The organism is Enterococcus avium (genome assembly GCF_002891025.1).
Lineage (GTDB): Bacteria > Bacillota > Bacilli > Lactobacillales > Enterococcaceae > Enterococcus_A > Enterococcus_A avium.
Window position 1 is genome coordinate 2,496,213 of the sequence record NZ_NBSL01000002.1, and the last position, 14,669, is coordinate 2,510,881.

At 39.7% G+C, this 14,669-nt stretch carries 16 protein-coding genes and 1 pseudogene; 6 read left to right on the forward strand and 11 right to left on the reverse strand.

Annotation, left to right across the window (positions count from 1 at the left end; translation table 11 throughout):
- Positions 1-24: 24 nt before the first annotated feature.
- The 3 genes from AUF14_RS12515 to AUF14_RS12530 form a co-directional block, all read right to left on the reverse strand.
- Complete coding sequence (locus tag AUF14_RS12515) at positions 25-531, reverse strand: dCTP deaminase/dUTPase family protein (RefSeq protein ID WP_049220159.1); 507 nt, start codon at positions 529-531, stop codon at positions 25-27.
- A gap of 109 nt (positions 532-640) precedes the next feature.
- Positions 641-2,440 carry a glycerophosphoryl diester phosphodiesterase membrane domain-containing protein gene (locus AUF14_RS12520; protein ID WP_049220157.1) on the reverse strand — a complete coding sequence of 600 codons (1,800 nt, stop codon included), beginning with the start codon at positions 2,438-2,440 and terminating at the stop codon, positions 641-643.
- 604 nt (positions 2,441-3,044) lie between these two features.
- Positions 3,045-4,001 (reverse strand): cation diffusion facilitator family transporter, encoded by a 957-nt coding sequence (locus AUF14_RS12530; protein WP_049218809.1) that lies wholly within the window; start codon positions 3,999-4,001, stop codon positions 3,045-3,047.
- A gap of 138 nt (positions 4,002-4,139) precedes the next feature.
- Here AUF14_RS12530 and AUF14_RS12535 point away from each other — a divergent pair, with 138 nt between their 5' ends.
- Positions 4,140-4,511, forward strand: coding sequence for a TIGR02328 family protein (locus AUF14_RS12535; protein WP_016179415.1), 372 nt, complete (start codon positions 4,140-4,142; stop codon positions 4,509-4,511).
- Here the strand turns inward: AUF14_RS12535 and AUF14_RS12540 are convergent.
- Together AUF14_RS12540 and AUF14_RS12545 are read right to left on the reverse strand one after the other, a co-directional pair.
- Entirely contained in the window at positions 4,501-5,247 is a 747-nt protein-coding gene (locus tag AUF14_RS12540) for a TIGR03915 family putative DNA repair protein (protein WP_102866071.1), read from the reverse strand. The two genes, AUF14_RS12535 and AUF14_RS12540, sit on opposite strands and share 11 nt — an antisense overlap.
- Positions 5,248-5,252: 5 nt before the next feature.
- Positions 5,253-6,548, reverse strand: a complete 1,296-nt coding sequence (locus AUF14_RS12545) for a putative DNA modification/repair radical SAM protein (protein ID WP_016179413.1) — start codon at positions 6,546-6,548, stop codon at positions 5,253-5,255.
- A gap of 258 nt (positions 6,549-6,806) precedes the next feature.
- Between AUF14_RS12545 and AUF14_RS12550 the strand changes: the two genes are divergently transcribed.
- Positions 6,807-7,022 (forward strand): zinc ribbon domain-containing protein, encoded by a 216-nt coding sequence (locus AUF14_RS12550; RefSeq protein ID WP_016179412.1) that lies wholly within the window; start codon positions 6,807-6,809, stop codon positions 7,020-7,022.
- Between the two features lie 47 nt (positions 7,023-7,069).
- Here the strand turns inward: AUF14_RS12550 and AUF14_RS12555 are convergent.
- Positions 7,070-8,274: pseudogene (locus tag AUF14_RS12555) on the reverse strand (C39 family peptidase).
- 474 nt (positions 8,275-8,748) lie between these two features.
- Here AUF14_RS12555 and AUF14_RS12560 point away from each other — a divergent pair.
- Genes AUF14_RS12560 through AUF14_RS12570 form a run of 3 tightly spaced genes read left to right on the forward strand, consistent with a single transcriptional unit; the run spans position 8,749 to position 10,593 of the window.
- Complete coding sequence (locus tag AUF14_RS12560; RefSeq protein WP_016179410.1) at positions 8,749-9,213, forward strand: helix-turn-helix domain-containing protein; 465 nt, start codon at positions 8,749-8,751, stop codon at positions 9,211-9,213.
- Positions 9,210-9,959, forward strand: a complete 750-nt coding sequence (locus AUF14_RS12565) for an ABC transporter ATP-binding protein (RefSeq protein ID WP_204371484.1) — start codon at positions 9,210-9,212, stop codon at positions 9,957-9,959. Before AUF14_RS12560 ends, AUF14_RS12565 begins: the two co-directional genes overlap by 4 nt.
- The gene (locus tag AUF14_RS12570; RefSeq protein WP_049218800.1) at positions 9,949-10,593 is read left to right on the forward strand and encodes an ABC-2 transporter permease; all 645 of its coding nucleotides are present in this window, start codon (positions 9,949-9,951) and stop codon (positions 10,591-10,593) included. Before AUF14_RS12565 ends, AUF14_RS12570 begins: the two co-directional genes overlap by 11 nt.
- A 61-nt stretch (positions 10,594-10,654) precedes the next feature.
- On the opposite strand, the gene AUF14_RS12575 is transcribed toward AUF14_RS12570, so the two are convergent.
- Together AUF14_RS12575 and AUF14_RS12580 are read right to left on the reverse strand one after the other, a co-directional pair.
- Entirely contained in the window at positions 10,655-10,966 is a 312-nt protein-coding gene (locus AUF14_RS12575) for a hypothetical protein (protein ID WP_016179407.1), read from the reverse strand.
- A gap of 163 nt (positions 10,967-11,129) precedes the next feature.
- The gene (locus AUF14_RS12580) at positions 11,130-11,969 is read right to left on the reverse strand and encodes an aldo/keto reductase (protein WP_049218797.1); all 840 of its coding nucleotides are present in this window, start codon (positions 11,967-11,969) and stop codon (positions 11,130-11,132) included.
- Positions 11,970-12,152: 183 nt separating this feature from the next.
- Between AUF14_RS12580 and AUF14_RS12585 the strand changes: the two genes are divergently transcribed.
- Complete coding sequence (locus AUF14_RS12585; RefSeq protein WP_049218795.1) at positions 12,153-12,446, forward strand: hypothetical protein; 294 nt, start codon at positions 12,153-12,155, stop codon at positions 12,444-12,446.
- A 16-nt stretch (positions 12,447-12,462) separates the two neighbouring features.
- Here the strand turns inward: AUF14_RS12585 and AUF14_RS12590 are convergent, their stop codons facing one another.
- The 3 genes from AUF14_RS12590 to AUF14_RS12600 all read right to left on the reverse strand — a co-directional run bounded on the left by AUF14_RS12590 (position 12,463) and on the right by AUF14_RS12600 (position 14,592).
- Positions 12,463-12,846, reverse strand: a complete 384-nt coding sequence (locus AUF14_RS12590; RefSeq protein ID WP_167494422.1) for an MmcQ/YjbR family DNA-binding protein — start codon at positions 12,844-12,846, stop codon at positions 12,463-12,465.
- 107 nt (positions 12,847-12,953) lie between these two features.
- Positions 12,954-13,670: an ABC transporter permease gene (locus AUF14_RS12595; RefSeq protein ID WP_225844368.1), complete on the reverse strand. Its 717-nt coding sequence runs from the start codon at positions 13,668-13,670 to the stop codon at positions 12,954-12,956.
- A 1-nt stretch (position 13,671) separates the two neighbouring features.
- Positions 13,672-14,592 carry an ABC transporter ATP-binding protein gene (locus AUF14_RS12600; protein WP_049221953.1) on the reverse strand — a complete coding sequence of 307 codons (921 nt, stop codon included), beginning with the start codon at positions 14,590-14,592 and terminating at the stop codon, positions 13,672-13,674.
- Between the last annotated feature and the right edge of the window lie 77 nt (positions 14,593-14,669).

Below are 14,669 nucleotides of genomic sequence, written 5' to 3' on the forward strand. Positions count from 1 at the left end.
TTCGCCTCACTCGTTGTTTAAAATTTATTGTTTGTCTGAAGAACCAAATCCACCAGTTCTTTCAGCACCTTCTTTATCATTATCAGCTTTAAGAAATGGCAAGAAAATTCCTTGCCCGATCCGTTCGCCTTTTTTTATATGAACATCGGTTAAACCAAAATTTGAAAATTGGAACATAATATGCCCTTCATTGTCCGGGTTATTATAATAATCACTATCGATCACACCAACACCGTTACTTAACGTTAAGAAACGTTTCAGTGGATTGCTTGAACGATTCGCTAATTGTAAATATTCATCATGCTCCATGTACGCCTTGATCCCTGTAGGTACTAAAACTGGTTTGACAATCTTTTCAGATACCTCAGATTTTTTAGTAAAATGATGGATGATCTGTTTCCAAACCGCTGGAATCACGATATCCTCTGCAGCTTCAAAATCATATCCTGCCGCATTTTTCGTTGCTCGTTTCGGCAAATTGATGTTTTTATCTTGATAAGCTGTCGTAACTTCAAAACCTCTTTTTTTCATGTTGAACTCCTTTGTGAAATATATAGCTATTCTACCATAGAGCAGGCGGCTGTTCGAAAATCTTTTACGAAAACTCTATGGAAATTTAATGAATTTTTTTCTCTTTACTCTAATTCTCGCTGATCCGCTCATCCAACGCTGGCAAACGATTGATATACATCTCAATTCGCTTGGCATAAGATGGATTTTCTTCATATGTTTTAATCTGTTCTTGCAATGTTTGAAGGTCGTCCGTTACGATTCCGTTAACATTCAAGGAGACCATTCGATCCATCGAATCGGCATCATTAACGGTCCAAGCATAGACATCTTTGTCTTCTTCATGGGCACGACGAACAAAATCGCTGGTTAATGTTGTTTCCTCCATAGTATATGCATTCGCAGGCGTTTGCGGGAATACTAAATTATAAGGCAAGACATAACTGACATACAACTTTGGTGCCTTCTCCTTTAACTCAGCTACCACATGATAATCCAAGGAATGAATCCGATGGTGATTAGAAAGAATCGTTGCTTGATACTTTTCGATGAATCTATCCATCATCTCTTTAGAATCATCAGCAGTTGTTTTGATCTCAATCAGTAATTTTTGATGGTGCTCATTAGCAAAAGCTAAGTAGTCATCAAAACTCGCGATAGGTGCCACGTGCCCATTCTCAACTGCTTGCAGCTCTTGAATTTCACTTAATGTCAGTTCATGAGTAGTCTTGTCTCGTCCTGTCAATCTTTTTAAATTTTTATCGTGGAACACGACAAACTGACGATCCTTCGTTTCTTGGATATCCATCTCAATATAATCAGGTTTTTCTTTGATAGTAGCCGCCATTGCTGGAATTGTATTTTGTACGCCGTTTCCATTATCGACTCCTCGATGTGAGATGGTTAAGGGAATCGAATCCTCAAGTCCGGTTAGATAAAGAACATTGCTGAGTAAGGTCGTTCCGCCTAAAAAAATGAATAGTATCACTGCGGCGATCCGTGTCCACAAACTTGGCCGAACTAATCGCAAAGGACGTTCGCCACTAATTACTAATGGATAGAATTTTTGAACCAACACACTAAAATACAAAACCGTTGCCCATGCCAGCATTAATTGACTAAACAATTGGATACTCGATAAGGTAAGCATAGCACCAATTGCTGGAAAGGGCTTCGGAAGTAAATCAAAGCCTACCTGAAGCCCATAGCTTATCCCATATCCAACATAAGAAACCAAGGTCAAAATACCTGTTAAAAAGAAGATTCGCCATGCATAATGCCAGTACCGATGATGAGTCAGCTTTAAACTTTTTTCAATGGCAGCTTTCGGTGCTGCATCCGAAAAAATCATTAGCGGCAATACAAACAGCAAACGAATTCCAATATAAGAGACAACAATCGAAGCAACTATCAGCAATAAGAGAAACAAAAAATTTTCACTCAAGGCTTCTAAAATAAAAACCGGAATCGTCACTTTGCTTAGTAATGGTGTTCGAAAAATAGCATTTGCGAAGGGCAGAATCAGTAAAAAATAGAAAAGAAAGAAAAAGAATGTCTCTGGTCGCAAGTGTCGCATGTGATAAAGCGACTTTTTAAACAAATCCCAAAGAGACTGATTCTCTTTTGTTTGAATACTCTTGATACCGAATAGCTGAAAAGTGAACTGGAGAAAAACCAACGCTAGAACAAATGCTAAAAGCAGCAACAATGCTCCCAACACCGCGGGATGTCTTGTTAATATCGTTAATAGATTCGTATTTGAAACATAAGGAATATTTCCTTGCTTCAAAATGAAAGCAATCAAAAATTGAACTAATGGAATGACTAGCATTTCTAACGCAATATTTGTTCCAACAATCAGAAGAATATAGCTTCCCCAATGACGAAGAAACTCTCGTGAATAAGTAAAAAAGAAGCGCAACGAAGACATTTAATCTCCCTCCTTTTATCCAACAATTTGTGTCAATTGTTTATAAATGGCTCATTATGTTGATGCTCTTACGAAAAAATGGATTTCGAACATCGTAGACAGCGAAATACATAACTAACAGCTACTCGTTCTAAGGTTTTCATTTTTCAAAAAACATGAAAAATGAGGCCGTTTTTCGTTTCGCATACCATTATGCTAAACTGCTTGCCTACAATTTTGTTATGACTGTGAAATTGTAAGTCAAACATAATAACCTGCGAAAAGCATAACTGGCAGCTATCTCTTTTTAAGGTTTTCATTTTTCCAAAAACGTGAAAAATGAGGCCGATTTTCGTTTCGCATACCATTATGCTAAACTGCTTGCCTACAATTTTGTTGTGACTGTGAAATTGTAAGCCAAACATAATAACCTGCGAAAAGCATAACTGGCAGCTATCTCTTTTTAAGGTTTTCATTTTTCCAAAAACGTGAAAAATGAGGCCGTTTTTCGTTTCGCATACCATTATGCTAAACTGCTTGCCTACAATTTTGTTGTAACTGTAAAATTGTAAGCCAAACATAATAACCTGCGAAAAGCATAACTGGCAAAAATCGGACACAGGGGTTATGTGTCCGATTGGGTTTGGCGTTTCCGATCATAGTCTGGATCAAACTCATCGGTCTCGATATAGATATATGCTTTTTTATCTGGCAAAGCCTTGCGAATTACTCGCTCGATCTGGTTTACCACATCATAGCTGATCCCTTCATAAGAATCTGCGATGTCAATCTTCGCAGCAATCATCACTTCTGTGGGACCTAAATGGACCGTTTTGATATCGATCAACTTTTTGACTTCATCACGTTTGAAAGCATTTTGAATTTTTACTAAATCATTTTTAGACACGCTTTCTCCAATAATCAAGCTGTAAAATTCCCGAGCTAAAAAGATCGAGGCAAACATCAGCATCATCCCGATCAATAACCCGCTTAAAGCGTCAAACGTTGGATTTCCAGTAAGCATTGTCAATAACGTGCCAATGATCGCCAAAACTAAGCCGATCACTGCACAAAAATCTTCTGTAAAAATAATCAATATCTCACTATGGCGACTTTCGTGTAAAAATTTGAACAGCGGCAGCTTCTCTGTATTTAATTCATGAATTTCTTTGATTGCTATTTTTAAAGAACTGCCCTCAACTAAAATACCGAAAACCAAGATGCCTAATACGATCAATGGATTCGTAACTTCATGACTGGGATGGAATAATTTTTCCACCGCCTCCCAAATACCCAGGGCGCCACCTCCGAAAAACAGCATCGTCGCTACAATCGTACTAAAAAAATACTTCGCTCGTCCTTCGCCAAATTGATGAAGCTCACTCTGACCACGAGCGGCTCGCCGATCGCCGAATAACAGTAAGATTTGGTTACTGCAATCCACCACACTGTGAATACTTTCATTCATCATTGCGGCACTGCCGCTAAGCATGTAGCCGACAAACTTACTGACAGCTACCAGCACATTCGCCAGTAATGCTGCTAAGACCGCCATTGATCCATGCATTTTTTTCTCTTCCATGTGATTCACTCGCTTCCTAATGTTTCCTATTATAAAGCAGAATGGATAAATCATAAAAGCAAAGCACCTAGAGCAAATCATTCGTAAATCCCAACAATATATGAAAAAATTCAGTTAACTAAGAACGGAGGAGAAAAAATGCGGCTTTGGCATGAAACGTTAATTCCGCTGCTTCCTAGACAGCAGCTACTTGGCCAACATCGAGAAGTGGCTGCCTTGCGAGGAAAAGGCTGGGGTAAGAAACACGCTACAGTAGATTATGTCTTTACCCACTCTTACTACAAATTGTTTCAATTTCATCTTTTGGTTCTAGCTGAAATGGAAAAACGCAGCTATACGCCTGATCCTTTGTGGTATGACCCATTATACCGCGGGAAAAATCTGCCTAGGACAGATACTGTTGCTCCAGTACCACTTACGCACCCTATCTATCCTGAACATAACGACTCCTATTTAGCAGAATGTTTACTTAATCTAGAACAAAAAGGCATTCTTCTTCCTAGGACTTAAACTCTGTCATGTTGTTGCGAAAACGCAAAGGCAAATGATTTCGCTGCGCCACATAGTTGGCCCGTTCATTAATCGTGACTGAACGCAAAAAGGTTTTCCACTGCTGACGAATTGCCTGTTCATTACTCGCTTCAGCAAATTCAGGACAGCTGGTATGTTCCATCAAATGGATATCACCGCGATCAATGATGCCTAACAACTCATGAGTCTCGTCATAAATCATGATTTTTTCCTGCGGATAACGCTCCGCAAAATGCGGGCAAAGATAGGGCATCACATAGTGTTTCGGGTTAATTTTACTGAATAGCACGTCACCAACGTATTCAAAACGAACGAATCCTGTCAGTAGATGGTTCTCTCCTAACATCGTTCGAATGCTTTTCCGTAAAGCTAAGATGGAAGGATATCCTAAATGATTTTCTAATAAATCTTTCGTCTGCAAAGCGATCTCGATGGCATCCAATAAATAGCGTTCTTTTCCTTCAAGAGTGGCATAAAACCCATTTTGAATAAAAAGAAAATTTTCCGGCCTTAGTCGTTGACGTAAACGACGATAGATTTTTTCCCCACGTTCGGGATTTGTTTCAATCCATTCTGCAAAAAACAGACTTTCTACGGCTGTCTCTGGGGTTAAAATCATGACTGGAAATTGCTTTTCACGAAAACTACGATCAACAACCGTCATAAAACCTAGAAAACTCCCATCATATTCCCAATACTCTGTTGATTCTCGCAATGCTCTCACCTACTTTTTGCATGTTCAAACCGTTCTACATCAAAGAGCGTCAATTGTTCGCTGGTCGATTGGGTATTGTGTTTTTTCAACACCTCGTATTGCTTCGAAGAAATTAATGACGTGATGATCCATTCAGGGTCCTTAATCAAACCTGCTGGCGTTTCATGATTACAGGCAATAAAATATTGCGCCCGCTTAATCACGATCCCTAGTTTCTTTAAATCTGTTAAATGCAGTCGGTAGTATTTTCGTGCCTTTACGATATTTTGTGCACTTTTAGGTCCAATACCAGGAACTCGCAGCAACTGGTCATAAGACGCAGTCTGCACGTCAACGGGGAAGCGTTGATAATTCTGAACTGCCCAATTGGCTTTGGGATCAAGATAAAGATTGAAATTGGGTCTATCCTCAGACAATATCTCATCAGCCGTGAATTTATAAAAGCGTAACAGCCAATCTGCTTGATACAAGCGATGCTCCCGCAATAATGGCGGTTCGGTCGTGACTGCCGGCAATAAATTATCCTGATTAACCGGAATATAGGCTGAATAATAAACACGCTTCAACTGGTATTTTTGATACAAATTCTCTGAAATCTTGACAATAGAACGATCACTCTCCGGACTGGCTCCGATAATCATCTGGGTGGACTGCCCCGCTGGTACAAAACTAGGACCGCGCCGAACCGCTGGTAAAAATTCCTGTTCCTTTTTTACCGTCGTGATCTGCTTCATGGGTTTATATAGGTCAAACGGATCTTTATCCGGAGCCAGTAATTTCAAACTTTCGCGGGAAGGCAGTTCGACATTGACGCTCATGCGGTCCGCTAAAAAGCCTAACTCCTCAATTAACTTTTCATCCGCGCCGGGAATCGCCTTGACGTGAATATACCCGCGAAAACCTTTTTCTTCACGCAAAATTTTCAAGGTCTTAATCAAAAGCTCGCATGTATAGTCCGGATTTTTGATAATCGCAGAACTCAGGAACAGCCCCTCGATATAATTACGCATGTAGAAATCCATTGTTAAGTCCGCTACCTCTTGCGGTGTAAAGGTCGCTCGTGGAATCGCGTTTGATTTTCGATTAATACAATAGTGACAATCAAAAATACAAGCATTGGTAAATAATAGTTTCAATAGCGAGACACAGCGACCATCCGGCGTGAAGGAATGACAGATTCCTGAAACTGCGGTGCTGCCTACCGTTCCTTGTCGTGTATTATTCTCCACACCACTGCTAGAACAAGAAACATCATATTTTGCAGATTCCGCTAAAATTTCTATTTTTCTTTCCAGCTCCATCTAAAACCAACTCCTTAACCGAACGTATGTTCTTATTTAACCAAACAAACGATGATTTGTCAAAAAAGATTTCAATAGATACTCCTAAAGACGGAGGAACAAAGCGCTAAATTTGTTATAATTTTAACTATCAAAGAGGATACAAGCCTAGATTGTCGCAGTTTATAAAATTGCAGATAGCAAACGTGTGACTATCAATGATTGAAACACATAGCTAGATTGTATACGGATTGAAAATGAAAAAGGAGTGGAAAAGAGATGGAAAGGAAACAATTTGTTTGTGATAAATGTGGGTGTCAACATTATACTTCTGACCAGTTCCAAGCAACTGGCGGAAACTTCGCCAAAATTTTCGATGTTCAAAACAAAAAATTTACCACTATCAGTTGTAAACAATGCGGCTATACCGAACTTTACCGCAGTGAGACTTCTGATGGCTGGAACATTCTAGACTTCCTAATGGGTGGAAGCTAAACAAAAAACGGCGTAGGCCGTTTTTTTGTTTAGCTTGAGGGATAAGTCTATCTCACAACTACCGCAAATTTTCTTGCATTATAAATCGCTTCAAAAGTCGTACGACTCAACCAATAAGAGCCACTGATCGGATCAGACACATGTACTTGATTTCCTGCCTTATTAAACCCATCTAAAGTGACTGCATGGTTATTATTTGCAGCAACCCCAAAACTCCAATTTCCCCAACGAATTGGCTGAAAATTAATTGTCACCCACGCCACAACAGGATTCCCATTTTTTACTTCATTTATCAAGGTATTCATTGAACTACCAGATATATTTTGAACATTCCCATATTTTTGGCCCCAAGTTGTAAGCGGTGCTGGATAGATAGCAGAATAAGTATACGCATTTTCAACAAATGGTGAACCAACAAACCCATTATTGGGATTTCCATTTGATGACTTCGGAATGGTATTTAAAAACGAGCGCAAACTCCAGCCGCTTAATTTGCCTTTGTATTGTAATGCTTGTAGTAGTGATGCGCCTTCACAGCCACTTGGTGCGCCTAATGCATACTGATTATAATTTCGCACACCTAACAAACGATAATCCTCATGACTCTGTTCTCCATTGCCAACCGCATACCAGGCAATCCCTTCATAACGCCAGCCAGCCTTTTTTAAATTATCTCGTTCAGAAGTAATCGGTGTGTAGTGATGGGACCCTGCTTTGGCATTTGGATTATATAAGCGATATAGGGGTATCCCTGAATTTGGCGAGTACCAAGAGATCCCTTCATCGCGCCAACCGACCTTCTTCAGATGATCGCGCTCGCTCGCAAGTAACGTATAGTGGTGATCACCGTCTTCGTGTAAAAATGTTCCCCGCTATTAGGATTATATAAACGATACATCGGAATGGATGAGGCAGCAGCCCTAAATGATCGCGCGTTTCCTTGGACTAAATCTTCTTTGGGCGCTTCGGTCGCATTGGCTTCGGCCTGACCTTCTTTAACCGGAGGCTCCAATTCTACCACTTCACCATTCACCACTGCCGTTTGTTTTTCAATAGAGTTTTCTATATTTTGACCATTAGGTTCACTTGAATTTGATGAAAAAATAGTATTGTTATTTTCACTAGCTGAAGTTGAACTATCTCCAGATTCGATGGGGCTTTGTTCTTGGGTTGCTTCTTCTGCTTTGATAGCAGTAGAGGCACTGAACACAGAGAGTATCGTTAAGCTGATTAATAAAACGTTCTTTTTCATTTAGACTTTCCTTCCTTAATTTGACGAAAACAATAAGTTACCAAAGATAATGAATTAATAATTAACACTCTTTTTCTTATTACTGTTATATTTTACGTTTTCCCTATTATTTCGTCTTTTAATCAGCTTGTTCATTTATATGTAAGCAGAACCTATCGAATACATCTATTAATTCAAAACACTCTACTGCTCGCTTCTTAAAATCTTATCCGAGTTGTCAGCTGCCGCATTTTTCAGCGCTCTTTTTTTAAAGTAGTCTTATTTTGAAGTTTGCATAGACTCTTTCAAGAAGACTAGGTATTTTTTTCACAAGGGAGTTGAATTTATGATAACTACGCCTTCTCACTCCTATCTGAACCTTGCCTATTCAAAGCTTTGATATCAATGCAACCAAGCATAACCAAATTCGTTATAAACAGTTGGTTCTTTTTTCTATTTAAGTACGATAAAGTGTAATCAAGGAGGATGAAAAGTATGAATAATCAGAATAATCCGATCGCAAACAACTTGCGATCATTAAGAAATCGAAATAATTGGTCTTTGGAATATGTGGCAGAACGTCTAGAGGTATCTCGGCAGGCCGTTGCTAAATGGGAGAATGGGGATTCTTTACCTGACGTAATGAAGTGCGATGCGTTAGCTAGTCTGTACGATGTTACATTAACCGATTTGATTCGTCATAATGAAGAAACTGAAGGCATCCCGATTGGCCCGGCTGGCAAACACATCTTTGGAATCGTTCCAGTAGGAGCTCGTGGACAGATTGTCCTGCCTAAAAAGGCCCGCGACCTTCTCAATATCGAAACAGGAGATACATTGATTGTTCTTGGGGACACGAACCCTGCCTCTACAGGAATTGCCTTGATTGATAGTGAGGCCTTTATGCGGATGACCGGAAACATGATGGAGAATATTTTTGATCAAAAGGAGGAATCATGATGCATTTACTTGAAGTAACAGAACTTACTAAAAATTATCCGATGTTTTCATTGAAAAATGTCAGCTTTCAAATACCAAAAGGCAAAATTGTCGGTCTGATCGGAGTCAATGGCGCAGGTAAAACGACTATCTTAAAAGCACTGTTAAACTTGATTCCTTTAGATCATGGACATGTCAGGATGTTTGAAACGCTTTTTTTAGAGAATGAGCTTTCCTGCAAACAAAAAACCGGCGTTGTTTTAGGCGGCATCGATTTTTATAAGGAGAAGAAAATCAAAGATATTACTAAAGTTACGAAACGATTTTACACAGATTGGGATGAAACCGCTTATCAAAAATATTTGAAGCTCTTCTCTTTGGAACCGAACAAAAAAGTCAAAGAACTTTCTGCTGGGATGAAAGTCAAATATTTGATTGCCTTGGCTCTTTCGCATCAAGCACAACTATTTATTTTTGATGAGCCCACTAGTGGTCTTGATCCGGTTTCGCGAGATGAACTGCTCGAAATTTTTCAACAGATCGTTAAAAATGGGGATAAAAGCATTCTTTTCTCTACGCATATTACATCGGATTTAGAGAAATGTGCAGATGCAATCATTTATATCAAAAAAGGTGAGCTGATCAAGGATGCGCCTAAAAAAGAATTTATCGATTATTTTCAGTATTTGAAGCAGCCTGATGAAATGGAAGCACTGAGTCTAGAAGACATCATGGTACGAATGGAGGGAAAACATTATGATTTCTAACTTACTATATAAGGAGATTCGCTTAGCGGCTCACCCAAATTTATTTGTCTTCACCTTAATGGGACCGCTGGTGTTAATTCCCGGTTATCCCTATACGATGGTCTTTCTCTTTAGTCTGATTGGGAACTTTGTAAATTTGATGTACACCCGTGAAACCAATGATATCTATTATTCCACCCTGCTGCCGTTGAAAAAGGCGGAAGTCGTCTTGGGAAAATGGCTGGTATTACTTGTTTCGCAGCTGCTGACAATCTTGATTTCAATTCCGTTTGCCTTTCTACGCCTGCAGCTGTTTTCACAACCTAATCCAGTGGGGATTGAAGCAAATACTGCCTTCTATGGGTTTGGGTTGATGATCTTCGCCTGCTTCAATTTGATTTTTCTAACGACTTACTTTAAAACTGGTTATAAGGTAGGCGCTTCTTTTCTAAAGGGATTATTTCCAGCGACCTTATTAGCAATAATCTTGGAAGTAATCGTCCACTTTCCTGCTTTTAAATGGTTGGATTCAGTCACTTTTAATGGGCAAATGCAGCAACTTCCAATCTTAGCCGCAGGAATCCTGATTTATATCGTTGCGATGTGGGCAGCCTATAAAATTTCTGTTCAGCGATTTACTCAGGTGAATTTGTAGCTTCACCTAATTCTTGCAGAACAAAAAAACGTTTTGATCAAAAAATTGATCAAAACGTTTTTTATTTTTCGAAATAGGCTGTCCAAGAAAGGCCCTCGCCGTTCGCTTTTGCTCCAACAAATTCCTTATGCGTCGACTTTCTGACTAACTTTCCCTCTCCAGTCAAATCATCCATCATCTCTTGATGGCGTGAATAGGTCACCATTTCCAACTCATTCAAATCACGATTGGTAAAAAAGTCTTCGCTCGGTTCGACTTGTTCCGGTTGCGAAAAATCCGCTGTCGTTTGCTCCTTCACTTCACCTTTTTGATTGAACCAAAAAAATAGTAATATCGCCGCCAACACACCCATCAATGCCACTACTTTTTTCATTGTGTCCTCCTTGCAGCTTCCTCTTACTTTTCAGTATGCCACAATTGAAAACGTTTTTGAATGAAAAATTAATTGTTCGTAGAATAAACTTTGTCCAGATAAGAATAGGCAGCATTGGCGTTAACTTCTTATTAAAGATAATACAAAAAAGTAGCGATGTCGCTTAGTCAAACTCTTCGTATTCATTTGGATCTTGTCCTTCGATTCGTCCGTCGGCTTTTTCCAATAGATTGATGCGTTCAATTTCTGTTTGCGTCAATTCAAAATCAAAAATAGCCAGATTCTCTCGTTGGTGCTGTAAATTCCGTGATTTAGGAATGGGAATAATTCCCCGTTGCGCATGCCAGCGTAAAATGACTTGTGCGGTAGTTTTCCCATATTTTTCAGCCAATTCCGTAATCACTGCTTCCTTCAGTGCATCGCTGCCGCGCCCTAGAGGACTCCAAGCTTCAGTTAGAATTCCACGTTCCTGATTGGCCTTTACCATTCGTTCTTGAACCCAATAAGGATGGATCTCAATTTGGTTGATTGCTGGAGTCACACCCGTCTCATCAATAATTTTATCTAAATGCTCTGGTTCAAAGTTCGATACTCCGATAGAACGGATCAAGCCTAGTTTCTGCGCCGTCACCATAGCCTTCCATGCTTCCACGTACAAGCCACGTTTTGGGAGTGGCCAGTGGATCAGATACAAATCAAAATAATCCAAGCCCATTCGGAATAATGATTCCTGAATCATCGTCAATGCATCCTCATAGTGATGATATTTACCTGGCAATTTTGTCGTCACAAAAAATTCAGAACGTGGAATTCCTGAGCGGCGAATTGCCTCACCAACGATTCCTTCGCTATCGTAATTGGTGGAGGTGTCTAACAGACGATAGCCATCCTGAATCGCCGTCAAGATTTGATCCAAACCTTCCCCTCCGCGAATCTGATACGTACCCAAGCCAACTGCCGGTATTTGGTGTCCATCATTCATAGTAATCAATGGTGCTTTCATCAGTGAATTCCTCCTTATATTTTTTAAATTTAATTCTTTCTAACCATTTCCACCATAACATCAATTTCTCTCTGCTGTTAAATTCTCTGCTCAGCCGCCTATAAGTTTTTTTAAGAATAGGGAGAAAAATTAGAGTGAAAGAGGTATACTACAGGATGAACACGTTAGAAGGAGATCATTGCGATGGATTCGATTATTTGTATAGTTCTAGGCATGTTGTTTGCCAATGGCGTTCCTCATTTTGTTAAGGGGATCACTGCAGAAAAATGGGATGTTCCATGGAAAAAGCCTGCTTCCGCTTCTACAAATGTATTGTGGGGAATTGCAAATTGGCTGGTCGTCGTGATCCTTTATGCGCTCTTCAAGCCAGATGTCAATAGCTTCGACGCTGCCTGCTTTTTAATTGGGATGGGGATTACCGGCTACTACTTGGCTTTACATTGGTCAGAAAAAACAAATGAAAATGACGCTGCATAATTCGCAGCGCCATTTTTTATCCTTCAATTTCCGCCTTTTGTTTCTTTGTCAGCTTCTGATAAACCAGTTGATAAGAAACCTCGATCAATTGCTTGATGACATCATCCGTTAATTCTTCACTCGTCAATTTGATCGAATTCCAGTGATTCTTATTCGTGTAATACCCTGGAATCACTATACCAACATAAATTTCTCGCAGCTCTTCATTTTTTTCAGGTAGATTTTTCAGCGTTATGATGGCATCCTCACTTGCTTGGTTGCTCATCATGCCAAACATCTTCCCCTGCAAATCAAAATAAAGTACTCCCCAATCTTCGCGAAAATAGACTTTCGCACCCTTTAACGTCTCACCGAACACTTTAAAGGTTTCAATCCGCTGCTGCAACACCTTATTCTCCATAGTTCCTCCTTGATCGTACGTTAGAATGATTCACTATCTTATTCATTCTTCTGATACACCTAGTATAGCGTTTTCAGGTGTGCGCTGCCTACAAAAGAAACCTTTTTTTACAAATCCTGTTTCTTAAATAACCAATAAGCCGCCAATAAACCCACGATACCTGTCAGAAAAATACTCCCCAACGTTAATAGATCATCTTTTAAAGTCAGTTCCATCAAGCTTTGAACAACCACCGCTGACCATGGAATGATTCGCGCAAATTTGAAGGGTATATTCAACGCAAACGTCTGGATTCCGGTAAAAACAAGCGCAACCATGATCGTTGGATAAAATAATTTCCGTTGCACAACGCTAATCGTTAACAAAGGGATAGCCGCAACAAATCCAAGCAAACAGTATTTTAGCAAGGTCGAAACCAGTATTTTTGTTCCAGTTAAACCAAAAGTATCCGGATAGATCAGCCAGCCGCCAATCGTATAAATGGTAACCACACCGATCAACGTCCCAAGATACCAGATAAACCAAATCACCAATTTTCCAAAAAGATATCGCCCTCTAGAGGTTGGTGCGGTCAATACATTGTTGATGGTTCGATCTTCATACTCGCGCTGCATCAAGAAGGTAATAATGAAGCCGCTCATAATGGATAAAACCATCCCTACAACTATATAGATACTAGGCAGCCACATTTGGTAACTTTCAGGTGGATTATCAACAATGACCAAATCCCTAAATACCATGAAGGCTGAGGTGAGTAATGTGAGCAGAGAACATACGGTAAAGATTCTGTTGCTCCTAAGCTTCAGCCATTCAGCAGAAATCACATTAAGCAATGCCAACACCTCCCGTAATCTCCCGGAAATGCTCTTCCAAATTTCCCGAACCGATAAATAAACTTGAAACCTTAATTCCATTTTTCCCAAATAAGTGATTGATCTCTTGCGGCTCGTAAGTGAATTCGAAAATTTTGATCGTATTGTTTTCAGCGACCGAATAATTAGTTAGCTGCATTTCCTCTTCTAATAAACGAGTCGCTTGATGTACATCTGATACGGTAATATGGATGAAGCGTTGATTATGCTGCGCAATCTGGCTCATGTCACATTCTTCTAACAACGCACCATCATGTAAAATACCAATAACATCAGCGATTTGCTCAATCTCCGACAATTGATGGCTAGAGATTAAAATCGTTTTCCCGTGAACCTCCACTAATTCTTTCAATAGTTTACGAATTTCAGCGATTCCGATCGGGTCCAAACCATTTGTTGGTTCATCCAAAATCAACAATTCCGGATCATTCATCAAGGCATTGGCGATCCCCAGACGCTGCTTCATACCTAATGAATAATTGGCAAAGCGTTTGTGACCTGCTCGAGATAAATCTACCAACTTCAGTGCCTTTTCTACACTGCTTTTTTGAATCTGACCTTTCAGCTTAGAAAAAACATTTAAATTTTCTGGACCTGATAAATAAGGGTAAAAACTTGGCGTTTCAATCATGTTTCCGATCCGTGAATACACTTCAGGATGCTTCTTTGGCGATTGGTTAAACAATCGTACCTCCCCAGAGCTTGCACTTGCTAAACCTAACAGTATTTTCATGATCGTCGTTTTCCCTGCACCATTCCGACCTAAAAGTCCATAGATTTTCCCTTTAGGAATTGACATAGATACATCTTTGACAACGATCTGATCGCTGTAGCGCTTCGACAGCGCGGCGGTCTTTACAATAAATTTTTCCATAGCGACCATCCTTTCTATACCTTTAGCTTAGCAACGCTACCTTGTCCTAACCTTGCCGAATCCTTATTTTTCTCTGG

Bases quoted from the DNA above. Each gene is read 5' to 3' on its own strand.
- AUF14_RS12590 (WP_167494422.1), bottom strand. From the start codon at position 12,846: ATGGAGAATAAGGTGTTGCAGCAGCGGATTGAAACCTTTAAAGTGTTC.
- AUF14_RS12585 (WP_049218795.1), top strand. From the start codon at position 12,153: ATGGATTCGATTATTTGTATAGTTCTAGGCATGTTGTTTGCCAATGGC.
- AUF14_RS12600 (WP_049221953.1), bottom strand. From the start codon at position 14,592: ATGGAAAAATTTATTGTAAAGACCGCCGCGCTGTCGAAGCGCTACAGC.
- AUF14_RS12560 (WP_016179410.1), top strand. From the start codon at position 8,749: ATGAATAATCAGAATAATCCGATCGCAAACAACTTGCGATCATTAAGA.
- AUF14_RS12580 (WP_049218797.1), bottom strand. From the start codon at position 11,969: ATGAAAGCACCATTGATTACTATGAATGATGGACACCAAATACCGGCA.
- AUF14_RS12570 (WP_049218800.1), top strand. From the start codon at position 9,949: ATGATTTCTAACTTACTATATAAGGAGATTCGCTTAGCGGCTCACCCA.
- AUF14_RS12545 (WP_016179413.1), bottom strand. From the start codon at position 6,548: ATGGAGCTGGAAAGAAAAATAGAAATTTTAGCGGAATCTGCAAAATAT.
- AUF14_RS12530 (WP_049218809.1), bottom strand. From the start codon at position 4,001: ATGGAAGAGAAAAAAATGCATGGATCAATGGCGGTCTTAGCAGCATTA.
- AUF14_RS12575 (WP_016179407.1), bottom strand. From the start codon at position 10,966: ATGAAAAAAGTAGTGGCATTGATGGGTGTGTTGGCGGCGATATTACTA.
- AUF14_RS12520 (WP_049220157.1), bottom strand. From the start codon at position 2,440: ATGTCTTCGTTGCGCTTCTTTTTTACTTATTCACGAGAGTTTCTTCGT.
- AUF14_RS12565 (WP_204371484.1), top strand. From the start codon at position 9,210: ATGATGCATTTACTTGAAGTAACAGAACTTACTAAAAATTATCCGATG.
- AUF14_RS12515 (WP_049220159.1), bottom strand. From the start codon at position 531: ATGAAAAAAAGAGGTTTTGAAGTTACGACAGCTTATCAAGATAAAAAC.
- AUF14_RS12535 (WP_016179415.1), top strand. From the start codon at position 4,140: ATGCGGCTTTGGCATGAAACGTTAATTCCGCTGCTTCCTAGACAGCAG.
- AUF14_RS12550 (WP_016179412.1), top strand. From the start codon at position 6,807: ATGGAAAGGAAACAATTTGTTTGTGATAAATGTGGGTGTCAACATTAT.